General features: G+C 28.0%; 8 protein-coding genes. 4 read left to right on the forward strand and 4 right to left on the reverse strand.

Features of this window, described 5'->3' with window-relative positions; genetic code table 11:
* The first annotated feature begins 497 nt into the window (after positions 1-497).
* Positions 498-941, forward strand: a complete 444-nt coding sequence (gene tenpIN / locus OIO11_RS05830) for a type III toxin-antitoxin system TenpIN family toxin (protein ID WP_268070513.1) — start codon at positions 498-500, stop codon at positions 939-941.
* Positions 942-1,017: 76 nt separating this feature from the next.
* Here tenpIN and OIO11_RS05835 read toward each other — a convergent pair whose 3' ends face one another.
* From OIO11_RS05835 to OIO11_RS05845, 3 genes are all read right to left on the reverse strand, one after another.
* Positions 1,018-1,245 carry a hypothetical protein gene (locus OIO11_RS05835; protein WP_268070514.1) on the reverse strand — a complete coding sequence of 76 codons (228 nt, stop codon included), beginning with the start codon at positions 1,243-1,245 and terminating at the stop codon, positions 1,018-1,020.
* A gap of 30 nt (positions 1,246-1,275) precedes the next feature.
* On the reverse strand, positions 1,276-1,407 hold the full coding sequence (locus OIO11_RS05840; protein WP_268070515.1) for a hypothetical protein: 132 nt from the start codon (positions 1,405-1,407) through the stop codon (positions 1,276-1,278).
* A gap of 652 nt (positions 1,408-2,059) precedes the next feature.
* Positions 2,060-2,599 (reverse strand): sigma-70 family RNA polymerase sigma factor, encoded by a 540-nt coding sequence (locus OIO11_RS05845; RefSeq protein WP_268070516.1) that lies wholly within the window; start codon positions 2,597-2,599, stop codon positions 2,060-2,062.
* 375 nt (positions 2,600-2,974) lie between these two features.
* Here OIO11_RS05845 and OIO11_RS05850 point away from each other — a divergent pair, with 375 nt between their 5' ends.
* The 3 genes from OIO11_RS05850 to OIO11_RS05855 all read left to right on the forward strand — a co-directional run bounded on the left by OIO11_RS05850 (position 2,975) and on the right by OIO11_RS05855 (position 4,287).
* Entirely contained in the window at positions 2,975-3,214 is a 240-nt protein-coding gene (locus OIO11_RS05850; protein ID WP_268070517.1) for a tyrosine-type recombinase/integrase, read from the forward strand.
* Between the two features lie 260 nt (positions 3,215-3,474).
* Positions 3,475-3,546, forward strand: coding sequence for a BhlA/UviB family holin-like peptide (locus OIO11_RS17220; protein ID WP_442781240.1), 72 nt, complete (start codon positions 3,475-3,477; stop codon positions 3,544-3,546).
* Positions 3,547-3,618: 72 nt separating this feature from the next.
* Positions 3,619-4,287 carry a peptidoglycan recognition protein family protein gene (locus tag OIO11_RS05855; protein ID WP_268070518.1) on the forward strand — a complete coding sequence of 223 codons (669 nt, stop codon included), beginning with the start codon at positions 3,619-3,621 and terminating at the stop codon, positions 4,285-4,287.
* A gap of 89 nt (positions 4,288-4,376) precedes the next feature.
* On the opposite strand, the gene OIO11_RS05860 is transcribed toward OIO11_RS05855, so the two are convergent.
* Positions 4,377-4,907: a DUF5050 domain-containing protein gene (locus tag OIO11_RS05860; RefSeq protein ID WP_268070519.1), complete on the reverse strand. Its 531-nt coding sequence runs from the start codon at positions 4,905-4,907 to the stop codon at positions 4,377-4,379.
* Between the last annotated feature and the right edge of the window lie 128 nt (positions 4,908-5,035).

A 5,035-nucleotide genomic window follows, 5' to 3' on the forward strand; every position in this document is an offset into this window, starting at 1 on the left:
GTCTGCACTATATGAAAAGCTATCGCTTACAAAAACTCAAATCAACGATTTTTTAGACTATTTTATATCTACATTACCTAGTTTTATCAAGGAAAAACTAGCTTTTTCGTAGTGCGAAAGTTGAGTTGCTATATTAATAACTATATTTGTAATCTTCTAATATCTCTACAGTAATATTCTTGAGCAAAAGCATTGACATATACTACGAAAAATGTTATATTACAAGTGTAATAACTTGATTTATTGCATATAATAATATTAGCTGAAGATTTGCTCATAGAGCGTGAGCAAGTTAAAATAAAAAAAGCTCATTAAGAAGATTTGCTCATAGAGCGTGAGCAAGTTAAAATAAAAAAAGCTCATTAAGAAGATTTGCTCATAGAGCGTGAGCAGGTTAAAATAAAAAAAGCTCATTAAGAAGATAGAATATAAAAAAGATTATAAACAAAATTAGTCCCTTATATATAAGGGACTAATTTTATTTAACGGGGGATACTATGAAATTCTTATTTTTGACTCAACAATTTTATTCAGATTACATGCATTGTACTGAAATAGAAAAAAAAATTAACAGACCATATATAATGTTTAAAGTCACAATAGATGAAATAGACTATGCTGTTCCATTAAGATCTAATATAAACCATAAATATGTTTACTGGACAGATAAAGAAAATAATTGTGGTCTAGATTTTTCAAAAACTGTTATAATTACAGATTCTAACTATATAGATACTTCAACAAATCCATATATACGTCCAAATGAATTTAAAACTCTTAAGGGTAAACAACATATAATCAAGAAAAAACTGTCTAAATATATAAAAGATTATAAAAAAGCATTACAACATCTTGAAGCTAAACATAATGAAACATTATGTAACTATTCTACACTACAATACTTCCATACAGAATTAGGTATAAAAGATAGACAACCTTAAAATATACTTATATAAATTAAATAGAAAAGTTAATAACATAAATATATAATTTTAACTCCCCCTATAAACTTCATATTTACTTATCATATTTATTTAAAAATTCCCATAGAGCTTGACTCACTACATCTTGTTGCTTTAACTGCTTATTCTCATTCATAAATCCATTAAATTTATCTAAAACTTCTTCGTAAATCTTTATACTCTTAACTTTTAAGTTTCCATTAAAAGTCGATATTTCTAGTCTATTAGGGACTATGTCTATACAATTTTTTTCTTTATTACTTTTATCAACTAATTTTTTCAAATCGTCTTTTAATTCTAACAGCTCAAGAACTTAAGGTATAATCTTTTCTAACTGAACATTACTTTTTAAAGAAATATCTTTCTTACTACTACTCATTAAACTAATATTACTTTCTATTACTTTTTCTTTCTTACTTTCTTCTTTAATATCTGTAAGCGTCAAAGTTTTAGCACCTTTAATAATTCCAAGAATAGTATTAAAATATCCTAGTAAGGCAAGAATATGCTTTACTAGGATTAATTTATTTCTTATCTTTAATTTTTATATTTTTAGGAATCTTATCAGACCAAGGCATGAGATTCTCTAGATTTTCGCTATCTTTTATATCTATCTTTGNCTATAAACGTGCATTTTAGCTAACAAATTTTTACAACACATAAAAATAAAAAAAAGTAGACATTTTGACCATCATATTGTAATATATTTTTGCGACAAAACACTTACAAAGGATGATTAAAATGTCTACCAAAAATACTATACCATATGATAAATCTATTAACAATTTTTTTCTGGTTTTAAAATTAACTTTATATTTAACAATTCCTCAGAGAAAGCACCTTAGCGAATTTATCTTTGCGGCCGTAGGCCGTGGATGCAAGGGTAAAGTATAAATTTGTACTGTAAAAATTTGTTAGCATTTTTGCACGTTTATAGCTTTATATTATTCAACAACAAACTATATCCAATTATACCATATTAACCCTTAAATAAAAGCAGCTCTAGTTATTTGTTATTTACAGCTGCTTTTTAAATCTTTAACTATTTTATTACTTATCTGAAAACTGTCTACGATCAATTCTCAACTTTTACTTTGCTACTTCTTCCTTTTCATACTCTCCCTAAGTTTCTTAACTGCTCTAGTCCTTAAATAAGTAATCCTGTTGTATTCAAGGTTTATATCACAAGCAATCTCCTTGAAGCTTTCATCATTGATATAGTATCTGTTAAGTATTTCTCTCTCTACTGGTTCTAATTCATCCATAGCAGCATAAAGCTCTTTAACTTCCTCATAAGCTATAAGCTGGTCCTCTATGGTAAAATCATAAGCTTCATCCTTGTTAAGTATATTCTCATCAGGAATTTCTCTAAAGTGTTTTATCTCTCCTTTTAAAAGAGCTGCAAAGTTTGTAGTAATTGTATTTATAAAATATCCATTGTAAGACTTGCTGCCAAGCTTGTACATATGTATTGCCTTTATGATTGAAAGGTACCCCTGCTGCACTAAATCCTCAAAATCATATCCAGGCACTCTATACTCATAAGCTTTCTTTAGTATAAGATACTTGTACTTATTTATAATACATACTGCTGATTCTATATCTCCTTCCTTTGCCTTTCTTATAAGCTCCTCCATGATAAACACCACCTTTTTTTACAGTTGACAATTGACAGAGGACAGTGGACAGTGAAATATGTTTTGCTTACAACAAAACTATAAATTATATTCATTTTAAAATTTTCTGATGTAACTGAAAAATTCTACAGATTGTAACTGTCAATTGTCAAATGTCCTCTATCAACTGTACTTATATTATACCATTTTTTGTAATTTGTTAAATACTGTTTTTTATTTTAATGAAAATTCTTATATTCTAATAAGTACATTTCATCAATGTGTCGAAAATAACAAAATTTCAAAATATGTATTTAACAGGAAATTGAATCTGACACAAGTGAGTTGTGTCAGATTCGTATAACGGTAGAATGCGCCTTTGAGGGGTATTGTTCTTTGTTCCAATGGAAGCAAGGAGAAAATAAACCAATTTCCCGCCAGCACGCCTGGTATATATTAAATACTGCTGCTGAAATGGTTGGACTTGTAGTGAAAGACGAGAATGGAAATATAATATCAGGAGAAATAGGAACTCATAGCTTAAGAAAAACTTTCGGCTACCATGCCTATAACAACGGGGTATCCCTGGAGCTTTTAATGCAGATCTTCAACCATTCATCCAAAAGTGAAACCTAGTTCTAATTGAAACATAGTTCTTAATTCTTCTATTTCAATTATTCTTGTACCTATATTTTTATACTGATAAAACATTATTGCGTCAACTATTTTTTTTATCGCAATTAACCCTAAAAAAGTCGCTTTTAATTTAAATTTGACCCTAAATTAGTCGTCTTTAACCCCAAAAGTGATATAGTTAAATCTCTATGTGAACTCTTTTACAGATATTTACCCAAATTTCATATATACATTTAGAAATAAAAATTCTTAAATTGGAGGTGAACCACTTGGAAAATGAACTTTTTAAATTAGCTTCGTCTCAAGGAATATGGGCTGCACTATCTGTTTAAAGGCCCAGGAGAAAAGCGATAAAAGACCATGTATTCAAAAATTAATCTTAATTCCATAAAGGAGGTTATTATATGCTACTAAAAAAAGGTGACAGAGGATTTAATGTAAAAATGCTACAGCAACATTTAATAAATCTTGGCTACAGCTGCGGAAGGTACGCTGATGATGGAATTTTCGGTAAGGGTACTTATACCGCTGTAGTTAAATTTCAAAGAGATCATTCTTTAACTGTTGATGGAATAGCTGGTTGTAAAACTTTAGGTGCACTAGATGCCTATTCAAAGCCTAGTACTAATTCTAATATAAACATAATAGAAACTAATTTACAATTGGGTGAACTTAGTTACAGCAATAAGCCTAATATGCTGGTTCTTCACCATTCTGAACATAAAACCTGGAATGTGTATGATATTCATAATTTTCATAAGAATGAAAAGGGCTGGAGTTGTATTGGTTATCATTTCTTTATTACTAAAGAGGGTAAAATTTACAGAGGAAGACCGGAAAAAGCTATAGGTGCCCACTGCCTTCATCATAATTCAAATACCCTTGGAATATGTGTTCAAGGTAATTATATGATTGAAACTATGCCTAAAGCTCAAGAGGCAGCTGTAATAGCTCTTTGTAAGTATCTTTGCTCTAAATATACTATAAATAGTATTAAAGGTCATAAAGAACTAGGAGATACCGATTGCCCTGGTACAAACTATCCTTTAAGCAGTATAAAAAACTCAATTTAAATAGCCTTAGAATAGTATCTACCAAAATCAAATATTAAAAGCAATGAGTCGCCTTTAAATTGGGCGGCTTTTTTATTGTTTAAAAATTTTTAAAATAAACTGATTCTAACTAAATTTTCGGCATTTACACTCATTCTATAAAGTCTATTATTATCAGCCATATACATAAAATAAATTAAATCATCTTTAACCTGAATATTAGATACTAACCCATTAAAGAGTCGTTCTTTTTTATTTGTATTTAGATTTATTCTTAAAATTCCTGCGCAGTCTTGAAATATGATCCAATCATCAGTTATATATATATCATCTACAAGCAGTGATCCAACTTCATCTTTTCCACTGTAAAGAAGAAGTTCATTTCCTCCATTTAAATCAGATTTATAAATTGTATAATTATTTTTTTTATATATTAAGTAATTTTTAGTCTTAACAGTTTCATTATTAAATAGACGTTTAAATATAGTTTCCTTTGGAAAGTTTATATGTTCAATTTGTATTGAAGTTTTAAAAGTATATATTTGGGCTTTAAATCTTGGACTATATTGTTTTATCAAATAAACTGAAAATATAATTACTAAAATAAGATACATAACTATTTTTAAAAATCTTTTTTTCATATATTAGGTTCTCCTTTTATTTCTTATATATTTTTCATAATTTAAAATTGTATTTAGCTACTTTTTAGCATTTATGCCTACTTATATCTCCTTTTAATGTAAAAAATTTACGTTATTTTATTTAAAAA

The sequence above is a fragment of the Clostridium sp. ZS2-4 genome (assembly GCF_026719745.1).
GTDB lineage: Bacteria > Bacillota > Clostridia > Clostridiales > Clostridiaceae > Clostridium_H.